The following is a 15,224-nucleotide window of genomic DNA, read 5'->3' as shown; positions in this document are numbered from 1 at the left end:
AATTCGGCACGGGCAATCAATCATCTTAAGAACAGCCATGACACCTGTAAAACAAAAATTTCTCGCCACCTCCGGCATCCTCACCACCGCGCTGGTGTGGGCGCTGATGTGGTATCCGTTTCGCAGCCTGAAGGCCAGCGGCGTCAGCGTGCCGATGGCTTCGCTGGCCACCTATCTGATCACCATCGCGGTCGGCGTCACGGTGTTTTTCAAGGTCTACCGCCGCGAGTTCCGGCTGGAGCCGCCGCTGCTGCTGCTGATGCTGGTGTTCGGCTGGTGCAATTTCAGCTACACCATGGCGGTGGCGGAAGGGAAGGTGATGCGGGTGCTGCTGCTGTTCTACCTGTCGCCGCTGTGGACCGCGCTGCTGTCGCGGTTGCTGCTGCATGAAAGGCTGACGCGCAGCGGCTGGATGGTGGTGGCGCTGTCGCTGCTCGGCTGTTTCGTGTTCATCTACCGGCCGGGGCTGCTGGCGGGCGAGCTGCCGCTGACCCACTCCTACGAGTGGCTGGCGCTGTCCGGCGGCCTAGCCTTCGCCTTCGGCAACGTGGTCAGCCGCAAGCTGCACACCATTCCGGTGGCGGTGAAGTCGGCCACCATCTGGTTCGGGGTGGCGCTGATCGGCGCGGTCAGCCTGCTGCGCAGCGGCGAATTGCACAGGATGCTGGAAATCCCGGCCGAGAGCTGGCTGATCCTGGCCATTCTGGGCGTGGTGCTGCTGTGCACCAGCGTGATCTCGCAACACGGGCTGTCCATCCTGCCGGCGACGCAGGCGATGACGCTGATGCTGATGGAGCTGGTGTTCGCCGCGGTGTCGGCCTACTTGCTGGCTGGCGAGGCGATGAGCATGCAGGAATGGCTGGGCGGCGCGCTGATCGCCGGCGCCAGCCTGTTGTCCGGCGACATGACGCATCCGGCGCCGCACCCTCACCACCATCCTCCGTCGCAGCCGGCGGCGTGACGGCCACCCGGGAGGCAAAATGCTGATCAGGCGGATGACGCCGGCCGATTTCTCGGCGTTCTGGCCGATATTCCGCGACATCGTCGCGGCGCAAGAGACTTACGCTTTCGACCCGGCGATGGGAGAGGCGGCGGCGCGGGCGCTGTGGTGCGAGGCGCCGCTGGAAACCTGGCTGGCCGAAGAGGACGGCGCGGTTCTCGGCAGCTATTTTCTGAAAGCCAACGCCGCCGGGCCCGGCGGCCATGTCGGCAACTGCGGCTATATGGTGTCGCCGGCGGCGCGCGGCAAGGGCGTGGCGCGGGCGATGTGCGAGCACTCGCAGCGGCGCGCGCGCGAACGCGGTTTTCTGGCGCTGCAGTTCAACAGCGTGGTGGCCAGCAACGCGGCGGCGGTGGCGCTGTGGAGCAAGCTGGGCTTCGAGACGGTCGGCCGCTTGCCGCGCGCCTATCGCCACGCCGTTCATGGTTTGGTGGACTGCCTGGTGATGTACAAGTGGCTGGGCGAGGCGGAATAGCCTAGCCGGCCAGCTTGATAGGCCAGCATGCCGCGCGTATGGGCCAGTGTCCAAGAAGATGGCGAGCGGCGTGCCGCGCTTGAAACAGAAAGGCCCGGGCATGCCGGGCCATATTGCGACGGATCAGCTCAGCCGCCGCAGTGGGTGATGGCTTCGCTGCCGACGTTTAGTGGTCTTCCCACCATTTCTGCGCGGCGGCGCGATCAAACGGCGGCAGGATGGCTTTGTGGATGGTTTGGTCGGCGAGGCCCGGGAAGCGTTTGCGGAACTTGGCTTCATCGGTTTCCCACGCGTCCTGGATCGCCACGTCGAATGTGCCGCCGGAGGCGCCGGTAGCGGCTTGGTCGATCAGCGGGATCGGCGGGCCGGCGCGGAATTCATTTCCCTGGCGTTCGCGGACGTCCGCCTGCACATGGCCAAGGTAATACAGGCCTGGCTCGTTGGCATTGAGTTCTTGATGCAGCGGGATAAAGAAATTGCCGATGACAATAAAGGCATTGGCCATCGCAGTCATGCCGCGAAGATTATATTTGCCTTTGTCCAGCTCGAAGCGAAGCAAATAGGAATGCCCGTCTTTTGCCGCGTCATTTTTATTTTTCGCCAGTTCATCCATCACGAAATTGATTCGGTCCGCCGAGGTGGCGCCGCCATTTTTTTCAAAATGGGTCACCAGCAGATCGGGTTGGAAGGATGGCTTGTACGCATTTTTGATGGTGGCCGTCATCAAATATACCGCTTTATCCTGGGATGGCTTGGCTGCGGGGTTTTCCGACATGGCCATCTTGGTCGGAGTCGCGCATCCTGTCAGCAATGCGGCTAAAAGAACAGCGGCGGGAACGGCTAATTTTTTCCACAGCATGGGTATTTCCTTGCGTCTCACGGAGCGAGAGTTGTTATTTTAAGAAGCGCGCGCCCAATGACTCATACAGTCAATTTATCTTAATGGGATGCATTGAAGAGGGAGTTAATTCAACATGTATGGACATGGTTCGGCATGCGGCGCGGCATTTTGCCAGTCCATGTTTGGAAATGCACGGATTAAATGAATTCATGTTTCAGGCATGAATTATTTCTTTGGAAATGCGAAAAGACTCGCCGCCCGCTATTGGAAACGGGCGGCGAGCGAGCGGCGGTTACAGCTGTTGCAGATACTGTTGCAGCGCCTTGATATTGGCATCGTAGGCGCTGGGCGCGCCCAGTTCGACGCCGCCGCTGCGCACGTAGTAGGCGAAGGCCACGCCGCGGGTGTCGAAGAACGGCAGGAAGTCGTCCGGCTGCAGCGTGGTGCCGTTCAGGCCGATCGCCCAGTTATTGGCCTTGTAGCGGTTCAGCTGTTCTATCACGCCGTGGACGGCGATGCCTTCCGAGCTGCGGATCAGGCCGACATAATGGTTCAGCGTGTCGGTATTGATCTGGTAGGCGGCCGGCTCGCCGACGCTGACGCCCTGGGCGCGCACGTAGTAGCTGAACGGCAGCTGGCGCTCGGTGAAGAAGGCCAGGAAGCTGTCCGGCGCCAGGTTGTCGCCGTTCAGGCCGATGGCCCAATTCTTGGACTGATACTCCTTCAATTGCTTGACCACGCCGTCGACGGCTTCGATTTCCTGTTTGGCCGGGACATTGACTGCGATGGGGTGTGCCATGTCGTGCTCCTGAGAAGAGTGGGAATCAACAGCAGGCTGCGCGGCGCGCGGCGAAGTTGGACGTCATGGTTTGCCCCTGGGTGGATTGGCGCGATGAAGCGCGGCGGTACAAGGCCAGAGTAGCTGGGGAGGGACGACGGCGATAGTGGGCGGAGGGACAGCGGCCAAACGGGAGTATTTGCGCTATAAATACTTTTAAAATCAATGGTTTGTTATCGGCATTTCGAATTAGCAATTGCGGTTTTCAGATGAGGCGCGCCGCCGGGTCCGCCAGCAGGCGCTCAATCTGCCGCGCCCGTTCTTCCCGCCCCATTTGCCGGTACATGTCCAGCCAGCCGCGCAGCGGACACCAGGGCAGGCCGCCGCGCCAGCGGATGGCGTCCTGCCGGAACGGATGATCATGAATGCCGTCGGTCGAGCGGATGCGCAGCCCGGCCATCAGGTCTATCTGCAGGCCGTCCGGGGTTTCGAAACGGGCGAAGCGCGCGGTGGCGAAGCGAGGATGGGGAGCCGGGGTGATGTCGCGCGCCCGCGCCGCCAGCGCGCGGTAGGCGGCGGGAAAGGCCGCCTCGCTGCAGACGAGGTCCAGGTCGCGCGGTTGCAGCGCGAGGCCGGCTTCCGCCAGCAGCGTGCTGCCGCCTATCGCCCAGCCGCAATCGCCCAGCGGCGGCCGGATGGCGCGGGCGAAGTCTGCGGATGCTGGGCCATCGCCGGGCGCTCAGTAGTGCGGCGGAATCTCGTGGCCGCCGCCGGCGCCGTTGTCCGGCTGGCTGCTGCGCAGCTGCTGGTACAGCAGCCGCATCTGCTGTTGCAGCAATTCCATTTCCTTTTGCTGGCGCGCCACGGTGGCGTTCAGCGCGTCCAGCAGCTCGTCCTGGAACGCCAGCTTCACTTCCAGCTCGGCCAGGCGGGTGTCGATATCGGTATCCATGGCGCCTATTCTACAACACCATCGCCGCGATCCAGCCGGCCGCCATCAAGGGCAGGTTGAAGTGCAGGAAGGTGGGGATCACCGTGTCGCGGATGTGGTCGTGCTGGCCGTCCAGGTTCAGGCCGGAAGTCGGCCCCATGGTGGAGTCGGATGCCGGCGAGCCGGCGTCGCCCAAGGCGCCGGCGGTGCCGATGATGGACACGGTGGCCAGCGGCGAAAAGCCCAGGTGCGCGCACAGCGGCACGTAGATGGCGGTGAGGATGGGCACGGTGGAGAACGACGAGCCTATGCCCAGCGTCACCGTCATGCCGATGGCCAGCATCGCCAGCGCCGCCAGCGGGCGCTGGCCTTCGAACAGCGCGGCGCCGGCCTTGACCAGCGGGGCGATCTCGCCGGTGGCGCGCAGCACTTCGGCGAAGCCTTGCGAGGTGATCATGGTGAAGCCCACCATCGCCATCATCTTCATGCCTTCGTTGAACACGCCGTCGGCGTCCTTCCACTTGACCACCCCGGTGGCGAGGAACAGCAGGAAGCCGGCCAGCGCGCCCATGATCATCGAGCCGGTGTACAGCTGCACCGAGAACGCCGCGACGATGGCCGCCAGCGCGGTGGCCAGCGACTTGGGGCTGACGCGGGCGCGGGTGCGCTCGGCGTTTTCTATTTTGCCCAGCGAATACTGGCGCGGCTTGCGGTAGCTGACCAGCACCGCCGACAGCAAGCCGGCCACCATGCCCAGCGCCGGGATCGCCATCGCGTGCATCACGTTGATGCCGCGGATGTCCATGCCGGCCTTGGCGGCGTTGCCCAGCAGGATCTGCTTCAGATAGATGTCGCCGAAACCCACCGGGAACACCATATAGGGCGTCACCAGGCCGAAGGTGATCACGCAGGCCACCAGCCGGCGGTCCAGCTTCAGCCGCGCCATCACGTACAGCAGCGGCGGAATCAGCATCGGGATGAAGGCGATGTGTATCGGCACCAGATTCTGGCTGGCGACGCTGACGCAGCCCAACAGCAGGATCAGCGTCCATTTCAGCCGGCCGTGGCCGCTGCTGTGCTCCAGCCGCTTCACCGCCAGTTCGGCCATCGCGTGCGGCAGGCCGGATTTGGCGATGGCGACGGCGAAGGCGCCGAGCAGCGCGTAGGACAGCGCCACCGAGGCGCCGCCGGTGATGCCGTTGTTGAAGGCGGTCAGCGTGGCGGACAGCGACAGGCCGCCGGCGAGGCCGCCGATCAGGGCGCCCAGCAGCAGGCTGATGACGACGTGGGTGCGCAGCAGCGCCAGAGTGAGCATGGCGCCCACGGCAAGGACAACGGCATTCATTTGTATAGACAAATCAGTGGCTTATGCGCGACGGCGCGGGGCGGCGAGGGTAGCGGGTTTTGTCCGGGCTGTCGAGCGCGGCGGCATTAGACAGTCTTTATATATTAAAAAGAGATAGGATTAAAATTTCATATTACTAGAAGAAATTACAAGCGGGATTTACAGTCAGGACATCACCTGAATCCGTGCGACACGGCTAGGAGGCAAGATGGAGGCGCTACTGGTAGGCGCGGACAGCCTGGGCAATATCCCGGAAGTCCTGCAGCATTACAATATCCGCATCGCCCGCCACATCTGCGGGCGCAACGTCGCGCATCAGCGCAAGGCGGCGCTGCCGGGCAAGCCGGACGTGCTGATCCTGCTGACCGACTTCCTCGGCCACAACGTGATGCGGCATTACCGCGACAGCGCCGCCGCGCTGGGGATTCCGGTGTTGGCCTGCCGCCGCTCCGCCACCGCGGTGGAACAGCGGCTGCGCCGCCATGGCTGGAGCCGCAGCGCATGATCTTTTCCGGCAATGAAAACTGGCTGGCCTGGCAGCTGAAGCAAACCGCCCAGCAGGCTTTGCCGCGGGTGGAGTGGCTGAAGATAAACCGCCCGGCGCCCGCCAAGCCACCCATTCCTCCCGCGCGCTGAACCGCCGCCTCCGGCACGGCTGGCCTTGCCGCCGCCGTTCTGCCAAACTGCCCGCCGTTCCCCGCCCCGCTTCCGCCGCCGCGCGGCCGCCGGGCGGGGGCTTTCCATTTCATCAGCAAGGAAGCGTCAGATGTCGGTTTTTTCCGTTGAATTCAAGGTGCGCGACTACGAATGCGACATGCAGGGCATCGTCAACAACGGCGTGTATTTCAATTACCTGGAACATGCCCGCCATGAGTTTCTGCTGGCCAAGGGCATAGACTTCGCCCAGCTGGCGCGCGACAAGGTCAATCTGGTGGTGGTGCGTTCGGAAATGGATTACAAGGCTTCGCTGACCAGCGGCGACCAATTCATCGTCACCGTGGCGTTCGAGGCTGTTTCCAAAGTGCGTTTCGGTTTTCGCCAGCAAGTGATCCGCCAGGCCGACGGCAAGGTGGCGCTGGATGGCTTGGTGATCGGTACCGCCATCAACGAGCGCGGCCGCCCGGCCATCCCGGAAGGCTTCGCCGAGCGGCTGACCGCCTGAGGCGGACTATTCCGCCAGCGTTTCCGGCCGGATGCCCCATTGCTCGCGCAAGAAGGCGAGCCCGGCCGGCGTGATTCTCAGCGCGCGGCTATCCTGCCGCCGCTCCACCCAGCTGCGCGCCAGAAACTCCCGGCATAGCGCCGCGCCATAGGCGCCGGCCAGGTGCGGCCGCCGCTCGCTCCAGTCCAGGCAGGCGCGCGCCTGCGGCCGGCGGCCGCTCGCCGGCTCGGCCACGCCCAACGCCTCGGCGAACCAGCCGCGCCCCGCCGCGGTGACTTCGAACTGCCTCTCCCCGTTCAGCGCCAGCCAGCCGCTCGCCTGCATGCCGTCGGCGACGGCGATGCCCAGTTTGCCGGCCAAGTGGTCGTAGCAGGTGCGCGCCAGCCTGAGCGTCGGCGCCACCCGGCTGGCCGCCGGCTTGGCCAGATCGTGGCCATGCGCCGCCGCGCTGAGCGCCTCCAACGCCTGGGCGATGGCGGCATTGGCCAGCAGATAGTAGCGATGGCGGCCGTGCCGCTCCACTTTCACCGCGCCGCCTTGCAGCAGTTTGGCCAGGTGGTTGCTGGCGGCCTGGGCGCTGAGGCCGGCGTGCTGAGCCAGTTCGCTGGCCGGATAGCTCCTGCCGTCCAGCAGCAACAGCAGCATGCGGGCGCGGCCGGGGTCGGCCAGCAGGCTGGCCAGACGGCTGATGTCCGGGAGATGGGCGGCGATCATGGTTCACTCCAGCGTGAAACATCATGGGGAAGGGATGGCTACGATAACGGCATTGAAAGCGCTAGCCAAGGAGTTTCGCCATGCAGGCCTTGTTGGATTATCTGCAAAGCCATTTTCTGAGCGAGCCGCAGTTGTTGTTTCGCTGCCGCAGCGCGCCCGAGCGCCTGCGCGAGCTGCAACAGGCGGGGCGGATGCCCTTGCCTTCTTATCGACTGTCCGGATCGGGCATGGCGTCCTCGCATTTCGGCGAACGCCGGATGCGCGGCGAGCTGGCCTGGTATCCGCGAGCGATGATGGAATGGCTGATCGAGGCGGAGCATGCGGATGCCGCCGCGCTGCGGGGGCGTTTCGATCAGCGTTACCGCGCCGAGTTGCGCCGTTTGGCGTCCGAAGGCATCGCGGCGGAGAGCGAAGCGCCGTTGGATGAGGAGTGGGCGCATTTCCTGGCTGGGGTGTACGGGGCATGCACCCGGCAGGGGCGAATCGAACAGATCGCGGCCAAGGGCGCGGCCATCGCCGTGATCGACAGGCTGACCGACGGCCAGCGGCTGGCGCGCGTGCCGGCTGCCGACATTCCTTTATTGTGGCGGGCGGTGGACCTGCTGGACGCGGTCAGCGCCTTGTTCGCGCCTGATGAGCAGGCGGCTAGCTCCCGCGCCCGCTGCGTGGATGCGGTGAAGCGAAAATATCTGGGAGAGGCGGCATGAGCGCCTGGCCGCAAAACGTTTTGATGGCCGCGCGCCATCCTGACCCCTATCCCTACTACCGCAGTCTGGCGGAGAAGGGCTGGCATTACGACGAGGCCTTGGGGATATGGCTGGCGGCGTCGCACCGCGCCGTCGGCGCGGTCCTGGACAGTCCGGTCTGCCGGGTGCGCCCGAGCGGGCAGCCGGTGCCGCCCGCCATCGACGGCTCGGTTCTGGGCCAGGCCTTTGGCGGCTGGCTGCGGATGAGCGAGGGCGCGGCGCATGCCGGTTTGCGACGCGCGGTGAGGGATAGTCTGGCGGCCTTGTCCTTAAGCGAGGTCGAAGGGGTGGCGGCAGCGCTCGCGGCGCGCTTCTTGTCCGAGGGCGAGTTGAGCGGCCGCCGCATAGACGGCCTGATCGACTTGCTGCCTGTCGCCGCGCTGGCCGCGGCGCTGGGTTGGCCTGCGGCGCGCCTGTCCGCTGTGGGGGAGGGCATTGCCTTGCTTTGCCGCGCGCTGGCGGCGGACGCCGACGATGCGGCGCGGGAGCAGGGCGCTGCAGCCTGCTGGGCCTTGCTCGACGAATTGGCGTCTTTGCCTGTGAATGGCTGGCTGCGGCGCTGGCGCGAGGCTTTTGTGGATTTGGACGAGGCCGCATTGGCGGCCAATCTGCTGGGCGCGCTATTCCAGAGCCGCGACGCCGGCGCCGGGCTGCTGTCGGCGGGCATCGCTTGGCGTTGCGAGGGACCGTGGGATTGGCGTGATGCGGGCGAGTGGAAGCGCCGCCTGCGCGTCGATCCGGCGCTGCATCACACCCGCCGCTTCGTGGCGGAGGATGTCGAGCTGGCCGGGCAGCGGCTCAAGGCCGGCGACCAGGTGCTGGTGTTGCTGGCAGCCGCCGCGCATGACCCGGCGGGACCAGCAGAGGCGCTGGATTTCGGCCGCGGCCGGCATGCCTGTCCGGGCGAAGGGCTGGCCTTGGCGATCGCCTGCGGCGCGCTGGACGCGTTGGAGGCAAGCCGTCCGGATTGGCGGGCTTTGGGCGGCGGCATCGTTTTTCAGGGGCCGCCGAATATCAGAATGCGCCGCTTCGGCGCGGGAGAGAGCAAATGATCGCAGTGATTTTCGAAGCCACGCCGACGGCGGACGGCCGAGATGCTTATCTGCAGTGGGCGGCGCGGCTGGCGGAGACATTGCCCGGCGTAGACGGTTTTCTCTCGATAGAGCGTTTTCAGAGCCTGGCGCGGCCGGATGCTTTGTTGTCCTTGTCGTTCTGGCGCGACGAGGAGGCGGTGGCGGCCTGGCGCAATCTGGAATCGCACCGGGCGGCGCAGGCGGCGGGGCGGGGAAAGTTTTTCGCCGATTACCGGCTGCGGGTGGCGGCGGTAGTGCGCGACTACGGCATGGACGACCGGGCGCAGGCACCCGGCGACAGCCGCGCCGCGCACTCAGGCTGACGCCAGCGCCTTGATCACGTACAGGTCGAAGCGGGTGGACTTGCCGTCCAGCACCGCCGATGGCTTGACGCCTTCGATGGCCGCGCCCAAGCGCGGCCTTTTCACCACCACCCGCACCTTGGCGGCGGCGATGGCGGCGGCCAGCAATTCGGCGCTGTCCATATCGTCGCCTATCACCTGCTGGAAGGCCTGCATGTCTTTCTTGGCGGCGGCGGCTTTCTTGTCGGTGTCCGGGAACATCGGGTCGACGAACACCACGTCCGGCCGTTGATCGTCGGCGAGGCCGGCCAGCCAGTCGCGCGAGTTGGCGTGCGCCAGCGTCATCCGCGCCGCGATGTCGCGGGTGCTGTCGTCGCGCGCCGCGCGCGCCAGCGCGTCGGCCAGCAGCGCCGCCGCCACCGGCGAGCGTTCCACCATCGTCACCCGGCAGCCCAGCGTGGCCAGCACGAAGCTGTCGCGCCCCAGGCCGGCGGTGGCGTCCACCACGTAAGGCAAATCTTTTGCCCCTTTCAGGCCCACCGCCTTGGCCACCGGCTGGCCGCGGCCGCCGCCCTGCTCGCGGCGATGGCGCGCCGCGCCCTCGACGAATTCGGCATACACCGCGCCGTGCTTGCCGGTGGTGACCAGCTCCAGCCGTTCCGCGCCCAACTCCAGCCAATAGCCGTCGGCGGGGCGCTGGCGGATCAGGGGAAGCTGGAAACGGTCGGCCAGCAGGCGGGCGGCATCGATGCGCGCGGCTTCGGCGCAGTAGAGCGGGGTGGCGGTCATCGGCATTCCTTGAAAACTGTTGCGCACGATACGGGATGCGCCTGTTTGCCGCAAGCCGGGATGGGAGTGGCCACCGACTGGCGTTTGCTAAGTAAATTTATCTAAAGCTTATTTACCCGAACAACATGTTCTTATGCGGGCAACTAGTCTATTTATCTAGTTGAACGTCCTTTATTCATGCTGCGGCGATGGCCGTCGGCAGTGGTCGGGAGAGTCATCATGGCATGGTGGAAATCGGCAGGCCGGCAGCAGGCGGCCAAACAGGCGGCCCGTCCGGCCAATCGCTTGCTGTTGCAGGCGCTGGAGCCCCGGATGATGTTTGACGGCGCAGTGGCTGCCACCGCCAACCATGTCGCGCAGCATGTCGGCGTGATGCACGACCCGCAGGACGCCGGCGCGCAGCAGCATCACGGCGAGGCTAGGCCGGCCGCCGCCGCGGCGCAGTCGGCCGCAGAAGCGCCGCGCGCGGTCGGAGCGCGCGACGGCGCGGCCAACGTGCCGCAAGTGGTGTTCGTCGAAAACGACGTCGCCAATCTGCAAAGCCTGGTGTCGCAGTTGCCGTCCAATTACCAGGTGGTGATTCTGGACAGCAGCAAGGACGGCCTGGCGCAGATCGCGCAGTGGGCGCAAACCCACAGCGGCTACGGCGCCATCCACATCATGTCGCACGGCCAGGAAAACGATCTGCAGCTGGGCACGACGCAGCTGACGACGGCCAATGTCGCCAGCTATCAGGCGGAATTGGCCACGATAGGACAGGCCTTGCGCCCCGGCGGCGACATCCTGCTTTACGGCTGCGATGTGGCCGAAGGCAGCGACGGCGCGGCGCTGGTCAATGCGATCGCGCAGGAAAGCGGCCGCGTGACAGCCGGCTCTACCGACCTTACCGGCGCCGCCAGCCTGGGCGGCGACTGGACGCTGGAATACGCCACCGGCAAGCTGCACGTGGCGACGCTGGACCTGTCGGGCTATGACGGCCTGCTGACGCAACCGACTTCCGGCACCACCAGTTTCGATTCGCTGGACGGTTCCACCACCGTGGTGCCCACCGGCAACGCCACGCTGACGGTAAGCAATTACCTTGGCTGGAATTTCACCATGAACATGAACTCGAACAGCGACGGTCAGAACGAGATGATCATCGTCGAGAAGGATGGTTCGAGCTCCACGGAAACCGTCGACGCGCTGAGCAACGGCGTCAAGCAGATCAATTATTTCTCGGTCAAGCCCAACGATGGCAGCCTGTTCACGCTGAACTCCATCACCGTAGTGATCAATGGCTACGATTCCACCTTCAACGGCGGCACCATGCAGCTGGTGGGCTATCTGAACGGTTCCGCCGTCGCCGGCGCCACCTTGAGCCAGAGCGTCAGCGACATCGACAACGACGGCTCGCCGGTCACCTTCAATGTGTCCAGCAACAGCAATTTCGTCGGCATCGACTCCTTCCGCGTGATCGCGGCCAATGGCCACAACGTCACCGGCCTGGTCGGCATCGGCGCCATCAACGCCACCACCTTCCATTTCCCGGGGCCGACGCTGACCGCCAGCGGCGGCAGCAGCGCCTACAGCTCCGGCAACGGCAACGCGGTGACGGTGGACAGCGGCATCACGCTCAGCGATACCGCGGCCTCGACCCAAACCAGCGCCACGGTATCGATTACCGGCAACTTCCACAGCGGCGAGGACGTGCTGGCATTCACCAATAACGGCAGCACCATGGGTAATATCAGCGGCAGCTACAACAGCGGCACCGGGGTGCTGACGCTGACCTCCAGCGGTTCCACCGCCACCAATGCCCAGTGGCAGGCGGCGCTGGAGGCGGTGACTTACCGGGACAGCTCGCTGTCGCCGAATACCAGCACCCGCACCCTCAGCTTCGCCATCACCGACGCCAGCAGCAACACCAGTTCCACGGTGACCAAGACCGTCACCGTGGCGGCGGACAGCGCGCCGGTGATCAGCAACCTGAACGGCGACAGCAATACCTACTACGCCGGCAGCGGCGCGGTGAGCCTGGACACCGGCACCGCGGCCACGGTCAGCGACAGCGATACTTCGAATTTCAACGGCGGCAATCTGACGGTGCACATCTCCGCCAACGGCCACAGCGGCGAGGACGTGCTAGGCATCAGCACCGCCGGCACGGTCACGCTCAGCAACGGCACTAACTCCGGCAGTACGGTGTCGGTAGGCGGCGTAGCGGTCGGCACCATAGACAGCAGCGGGGTGGGCAGCGGCGGGCAGGATCTGATCGTCGACTTCAACAGCAACGCCACTGCCTCCAGGGTGGGCACGCTGGTCAACGCGCTGACCTTCAACGACACCGCCGGCACGCCCAATACCTCCACCCGCACTGTGCAGGTGACGGTCAACGACGGCCGCGGCGGCACCAGCTCGGCGTCTAGCGTGACGCTGGCAATCAGCGACGCGCCGCTGCTGAGCACTAGCGGCGGCAGTTCGGCCTTCACCGCCGGCGACAACGCCACCTCCACGCCGGTGGCGGTGGACGGCAGCGTCAGCGTCACCGACAACGCCAGCAGCACGCTGGCCAGCGGCACCGTGTCCATCACCGGCAACTTCCACAGCGGGGAGGACGTGCTGGCGTTCACCAATGACGGCAGCACCATGGGCAACATCAGCGCCAGCTACAACAGCGGCACCGGTGTGCTGACGCTGACCTCCAGCGGCGCCACCGCCACCATCGCGCAATGGCAGGCCGCATTGCGGGCGGTGACGTATACCGACAGCGCGGTGACGCCGAACAGCGCCACCCGCACCATCAGCTTCCAGGTGCAGGACGGCGGTAGCAATACCAGCACGGCGGTGACCAAGACGGTGACGGTGGCGGATACCGACCAGACGCCTATCGCCTCCGCCAGCGGCGGCAGCACGGCCTTCACCGCCGGCGACAACGCCACCTCCACGCCGGTGGCGGTCGACAGCGGCATCACGGTGTCCGACCTCGACAACACCACGCTGGCCAGCGGCACGGTATCGATCACCGGCAACTTCCACAGTGGCGAGGACTCGCTCAGCTTCACCAATACCAGCGCCGTCACCTACGGCAACATCGTCGGCAGCTACAACAGCGGCACCGGGGTGTTGACGCTGACTTCCAGCGGGGCGACGGCGACGGTGGCGCAATGGCAGGCTGCCATGCGCGCGGTCAAATACACCGACAGCGCGGTGACGCCGAACAGCGCGACGCGCACCATCAGCTTTGTCGTCAACGACGGCACCAAGAACAGCGCCGCCACCACCAAAACGGTGACGGTGGCGGATACCGACCAGACGCCGCTGCTCACCGCCAGCGGCGGCAGCGCCGCGTTCACCGCCGGCAACAACGTCACCTCCACTCCGGTGGCGGTGGATAGCGGCGTCACGGTGTCCGACCTGGACAACACCACGCTGGCTAGCGCGACGGTGTCGATCACCGGCAACTTCCAGAGCGCGGAAGACACGCTGGCGTTCAGCAATACCAACTCCACCACCTACGGCAATATCAGCGGCAGTTACAATAGCGGCACCGGGGTGCTGACGCTGACTTCCAGCGGCGCGACCGCGACGCTGGCGCAGTGGCAGGCGGCCTTGCGCGCGGTGACTTACACCGATAGCGCGATCACGCCCAACAACGCCACGCGCACCATCAGCTTCGTGGTCAACGACGGCACCAAGAACAGCGCCACGGCGACACGCAGCGTGACGGTGGCCGACACCGACCAGACGCCGATCGCCACCGTGTCCGGCGCCAACGGCAGTTATACCCTCAGCGGCACGCCGACGCCGGTGGCGGTGGACAGCGGCATCACGGTGTCCGACCGCGACAACACCACGCTGGCGAGCGGCACGGTGTCGATCACCGGCAACTTCCACAGCGGCGAGGACGTGCTGGCCTTCACCAATACCAGCGCGTCCACCTACGGCAACATCGTCGCCAGCTACAACAGCGGCACCGGGGTGCTGACGCTGACCTCCAGCGGCGCGACCGCGACAGTGGCGCAATGGCAGGCAGCCTTGCAGGCGGTAACGTACAACGACACCTCCGGTTCGCCTAATACCGCCACCCGGGTGATCAGCTTCGTGGTCAACGACGGCGAAGTGAACAGTGCCGCCGTCACCCGCAACATCGCCATCCAGCTGCCGACGCCGTCGGTGAGCGGCCTGACTGCGGGCACCGACACCGGCAGCAGCAGTTCCGACGGCATCACCAGCGACGCCACGCCGACGGTGACCGGCACGGCGGAAGCGGACAGCACCGTCACCATCTATGTGGATGGCGTATCGGTGGGCACCACCACCGCCAGCGGCACCGGCGCCTGGAGCTATGCCTTCAGTGACCCGATCGCCAGCGGCAGCCATGCGATAACCGCCATGGCAACCAGCGGCTCGGTGAACAGCAGCGTATCGACTGCTTACACGGTGATGATCGACACCACCGCGCCAAGCGCGCCGACGGTGACAGGTCTGACCGCTGCCACCGATACCGGCAGCAGCAGCTCCGACGGCGTCACCAGCGACAACACGCCAACGGTCCAAGGCACGGCCGAGGCGAACAGCACGGTGACGTTGTATGTGGATGGCACGGCGGTTGGTACGACTACCGCGGACAATACCGGTGCGTGGTTCTACAACGTTTCCAGCAGCTTGGCGGACGGCAATCACAGCATCCGCGCGACGGCGACCGATACCGCCGGCAATGTCAGCAGCCAGGCGACCGCCTACAGCGTGACCATCGATACCGCGACGCCGACGACGCCGGCAATCAGCGGCCTGACCACGGCGACGGACACCGGCAGCAGCCATAGCGACGGCATCACCAGCGACAACACCCCGACGCTGCAGGGCACCGCGCCGGCCAATAGCACGGTGACGGTGTATATCGATGGCTTCCAGGTCGGGACGACTACGGCGAACGGCAGCGGCGCGTGGAGCTACAGCCTGAGCGCCAATCTGCCGGACGGCAACCATGGCGCGCGGGTGACGGCGACCGACGCGGCCGGCAATGTCAGCACGCTGTCGGCGGCCTACAGCATCACAATCGACACCACTGCGCCTAATGCGCCGA

Annotated in this window: 16 protein-coding genes; 9 read left to right on the top strand and 7 right to left on the bottom strand. The window is 65.7% G+C overall.

Annotated elements, in window-relative coordinates; all coding sequences use genetic code 11:
* Positions 1-37: 37 nt before the first annotated feature.
* Positions 38-961 carry a DMT family transporter gene (locus MY55_RS21725; RefSeq protein WP_065203039.1) on the top strand — a complete coding sequence of 308 codons (924 nt, stop codon included), beginning with the start codon at positions 38-40 and terminating at the stop codon, positions 959-961.
* Between the two features lie 19 nt (positions 962-980).
* Positions 981-1,475 (top strand): GNAT family N-acetyltransferase, encoded by a 495-nt coding sequence (locus MY55_RS21720; protein ID WP_065203038.1) that lies wholly within the window; start codon positions 981-983, stop codon positions 1,473-1,475.
* A gap of 166 nt (positions 1,476-1,641) precedes the next feature.
* Here the strand turns inward: MY55_RS21720 and MY55_RS21715 are convergent, their stop codons facing one another.
* The 5 genes from MY55_RS21715 to MY55_RS21695 form a co-directional block, all read right to left on the bottom strand.
* Positions 1,642-2,334, bottom strand: coding sequence for a hypothetical protein (locus tag MY55_RS21715; protein WP_065203037.1), 693 nt, complete (start codon positions 2,332-2,334; stop codon positions 1,642-1,644).
* 274 nt (positions 2,335-2,608) lie between these two features.
* Positions 2,609-3,115, bottom strand: a complete 507-nt coding sequence (locus MY55_RS21710) for a hypothetical protein (protein WP_043580941.1) — start codon at positions 3,113-3,115, stop codon at positions 2,609-2,611.
* Between the two features lie 244 nt (positions 3,116-3,359).
* Positions 3,360-3,554: a hypothetical protein gene (locus MY55_RS21705; RefSeq protein ID WP_065203036.1), complete on the bottom strand. Its 195-nt coding sequence runs from the start codon at positions 3,552-3,554 to the stop codon at positions 3,360-3,362.
* Between the two features lie 279 nt (positions 3,555-3,833).
* Positions 3,834-4,046 (bottom strand): SlyX family protein, encoded by a 213-nt coding sequence (locus MY55_RS21700; RefSeq protein ID WP_043580970.1) that lies wholly within the window; start codon positions 4,044-4,046, stop codon positions 3,834-3,836.
* 10 nt (positions 4,047-4,056) lie between these two features.
* Positions 4,057-5,370, bottom strand: coding sequence for a Na+/H+ antiporter family protein (locus MY55_RS21695; RefSeq protein ID WP_065203035.1), 1,314 nt, complete (start codon positions 5,368-5,370; stop codon positions 4,057-4,059).
* A 208-nt stretch (positions 5,371-5,578) separates the two neighbouring features.
* Here MY55_RS21695 and MY55_RS21690 point away from each other — a divergent pair, with 208 nt between their 5' ends.
* The 3 genes from MY55_RS21690 to MY55_RS21685 all read left to right on the top strand — a co-directional run bounded on the left by MY55_RS21690 (position 5,579) and on the right by MY55_RS21685 (position 6,532).
* Positions 5,579-5,875 carry a DUF2325 domain-containing protein gene (locus MY55_RS21690; protein WP_043580949.1) on the top strand — a complete coding sequence of 99 codons (297 nt, stop codon included), beginning with the start codon at positions 5,579-5,581 and terminating at the stop codon, positions 5,873-5,875.
* Positions 5,872-6,006, top strand: coding sequence for a hypothetical protein (locus MY55_RS24510; RefSeq protein ID WP_255361870.1), 135 nt, complete (start codon positions 5,872-5,874; stop codon positions 6,004-6,006). Before MY55_RS21690 ends, MY55_RS24510 begins: the two co-directional genes overlap by 4 nt.
* Positions 6,007-6,136: 130 nt before the next feature.
* Positions 6,137-6,532 (top strand): acyl-CoA thioesterase, encoded by a 396-nt coding sequence (locus MY55_RS21685; RefSeq protein WP_043580951.1) that lies wholly within the window; start codon positions 6,137-6,139, stop codon positions 6,530-6,532.
* 6 nt (positions 6,533-6,538) lie between these two features.
* On the opposite strand, the gene MY55_RS21680 is transcribed toward MY55_RS21685, so the two are convergent.
* Positions 6,539-7,246 (bottom strand): ArsR/SmtB family transcription factor, encoded by a 708-nt coding sequence (locus MY55_RS21680; RefSeq protein WP_043580954.1) that lies wholly within the window; start codon positions 7,244-7,246, stop codon positions 6,539-6,541.
* A gap of 80 nt (positions 7,247-7,326) precedes the next feature.
* Between MY55_RS21680 and MY55_RS21675 the strand changes: the two genes are divergently transcribed.
* Genes MY55_RS21675 through MY55_RS21665 form a run of 3 tightly spaced genes read left to right on the top strand, consistent with a single transcriptional unit; the run spans position 7,327 to position 9,388 of the window.
* Complete coding sequence (locus MY55_RS21675) at positions 7,327-7,953, top strand: DUF6058 family natural product biosynthesis protein (RefSeq protein WP_052878133.1); 627 nt, start codon at positions 7,327-7,329, stop codon at positions 7,951-7,953.
* The gene (locus MY55_RS21670) at positions 7,950-9,044 is read left to right on the top strand and encodes a cytochrome P450 family protein (RefSeq protein ID WP_047238502.1); all 1,095 of its coding nucleotides are present in this window, start codon (positions 7,950-7,952) and stop codon (positions 9,042-9,044) included. The genes MY55_RS21675 and MY55_RS21670 overlap by 4 nt, the downstream gene beginning before the upstream one ends.
* Entirely contained in the window at positions 9,041-9,388 is a 348-nt protein-coding gene (locus MY55_RS21665) for an antibiotic biosynthesis monooxygenase family protein (RefSeq protein WP_043580957.1), read from the top strand. The genes MY55_RS21670 and MY55_RS21665 overlap by 4 nt, the downstream gene beginning before the upstream one ends.
* Here the strand turns inward: MY55_RS21665 and MY55_RS21660 are convergent.
* Complete coding sequence (locus tag MY55_RS21660) at positions 9,380-10,156, bottom strand: class I SAM-dependent methyltransferase (RefSeq protein ID WP_043580959.1); 777 nt, start codon at positions 10,154-10,156, stop codon at positions 9,380-9,382. The two genes, MY55_RS21665 and MY55_RS21660, sit on opposite strands and share 9 nt — an antisense overlap.
* 219 nt (positions 10,157-10,375) lie before the next feature.
* Between MY55_RS21660 and MY55_RS21655 the strand changes: the two genes are divergently transcribed.
* Positions 10,376-15,224, top strand: a 4,849-nt coding sequence (locus MY55_RS21655) for an Ig-like domain-containing protein (protein ID WP_065203034.1), incomplete at its 3' end; no start/stop codon positions are given.

This window comes from Chromobacterium subtsugae (assembly GCF_001676875.1).
GTDB classification, from domain to species: domain Bacteria; phylum Pseudomonadota; class Gammaproteobacteria; order Burkholderiales; family Chromobacteriaceae; genus Chromobacterium; species Chromobacterium subtsugae.
Note: the sequence above shows the minus strand (reverse complement) of the source record. Positions and strands in the feature narration are given on the sequence as shown.

Coding starts and splice junctions, on each gene's coding strand:
- MY55_RS21725 (WP_065203039.1), top strand. CDS start 38: ATGACACCTGTAAAACAAAAATTTCTCGCCACCTCCGGCATCCTCACC.
- MY55_RS21720 (WP_065203038.1), top strand. CDS start 981: ATGCTGATCAGGCGGATGACGCCGGCCGATTTCTCGGCGTTCTGGCCG.
- MY55_RS21715 (WP_065203037.1), bottom strand. CDS start 2,334: ATGCTGTGGAAAAAATTAGCCGTTCCCGCCGCTGTTCTTTTAGCCGCA.
- MY55_RS21710 (WP_043580941.1), bottom strand. CDS start 3,115: ATGGCACACCCCATCGCAGTCAATGTCCCGGCCAAACAGGAAATCGAA.
- MY55_RS21705 (WP_065203036.1), bottom strand. CDS start 3,554: ATGGCCGGGCTGCGCATCCGCTCGACCGACGGCATTCATGATCATCCG.
- MY55_RS21700 (WP_043580970.1), bottom strand. CDS start 4,046: ATGGATACCGATATCGACACCCGCCTGGCCGAGCTGGAAGTGAAGCTG.
- MY55_RS21695 (WP_065203035.1), bottom strand. CDS start 5,370: ATGAATGCCGTTGTCCTTGCCGTGGGCGCCATGCTCACTCTGGCGCTG.
- MY55_RS21690 (WP_043580949.1), top strand. CDS start 5,579: ATGGAGGCGCTACTGGTAGGCGCGGACAGCCTGGGCAATATCCCGGAA.
- MY55_RS24510 (WP_255361870.1), top strand. CDS start 5,872: ATGATCTTTTCCGGCAATGAAAACTGGCTGGCCTGGCAGCTGAAGCAA.
- MY55_RS21685 (WP_043580951.1), top strand. CDS start 6,137: ATGTCGGTTTTTTCCGTTGAATTCAAGGTGCGCGACTACGAATGCGAC.
- MY55_RS21680 (WP_043580954.1), bottom strand. CDS start 7,246: ATGATCGCCGCCCATCTCCCGGACATCAGCCGTCTGGCCAGCCTGCTG.
- MY55_RS21675 (WP_052878133.1), top strand. CDS start 7,327: ATGCAGGCCTTGTTGGATTATCTGCAAAGCCATTTTCTGAGCGAGCCG.
- MY55_RS21670 (WP_047238502.1), top strand. CDS start 7,950: ATGAGCGCCTGGCCGCAAAACGTTTTGATGGCCGCGCGCCATCCTGAC.
- MY55_RS21665 (WP_043580957.1), top strand. CDS start 9,041: ATGATCGCAGTGATTTTCGAAGCCACGCCGACGGCGGACGGCCGAGAT.
- MY55_RS21660 (WP_043580959.1), bottom strand. CDS start 10,156: ATGACCGCCACCCCGCTCTACTGCGCCGAAGCCGCGCGCATCGATGCC.